The organism is Chitinophaga qingshengii (assembly GCF_014529935.1).
Lineage (GTDB): Bacteria > Bacteroidota > Bacteroidia > Chitinophagales > Chitinophagaceae > Chitinophaga > Chitinophaga qingshengii.
Genome location: NZ_JACVFC010000012.1, coordinates 1 through 742, shown reverse-complemented (window position 1 = coordinate 742; position 742 = coordinate 1). Strand labels below are relative to the sequence as shown.

At 50.5% G+C, this 742-nt stretch carries 1 protein-coding gene; it reads right to left on the bottom strand.

Annotated features, from left to right (window positions below; all coding sequences use genetic code 11):
• Positions 1-742: hypothetical protein (locus ICL07_RS32140; RefSeq protein ID WP_188092163.1), on the bottom strand; the 742-nt coding region annotated here is incomplete at both ends.

The window sequence follows — 742 nt, the reverse complement described above, 5'->3', positions numbered from 1 at the left end:
TACATCCGTCATATCCGCAGTGAGTACTACAGTCGGATTAGCATCGATGATCACGGAGAACGGAACATCTTTGGTACAACCGGCGTTGGTACCATCCTGTACAGTGAGGATGAAGTCGTAAGTCCCGGCAGGTGTCCCGGCAGGATAGGTGACTTTAATAGTACCTACGCCTGTCCATGCGCCTGTCTGGGTCGGGAAGCCGGACATCGCGTTGGTAGCAGCAGTTTTGATGGTGTATTTGGTGATAATACCTACCTGGTTGGAAGTAACCAGATCGAAGGTAGTACCGCTGTTACATACAGATGCGTTTACAGCAGCGTCTACACTGGGCACTTTGTTAAGTGTCAGCAGGACGGTAGATTTTTTATCGTCACACACACCATTGCTGATAGTCCAGGTGAGGGTAGCAGTAGCCGGCGCTGCATCATTGAGTGTAACCGTTGTGTTATACAGGTTCGGTTTATTAATAGATACGTTGTCGGTGCTGCTCCATGTACCTGTTTCACCATCAGCGGTGGCAGGCTGGCTGCCGTCGAGCTGGAAGATGTTGTTACCACACTGCACGATCGGATCACCGGCCACACTTTCAGAGAGTGGTTTGGTGTTGATCAGTGTGATGACGTCGGAAGCGGTACAGCTGGACAGGTTGATGTTGGTAACGGTCCACTTGAGTTGTACCGTGCTGCCGTTAGGTACATCCGTTACAGTTGTTTTGAAGCTGTTGGGGCTGGTGATTTTAGCG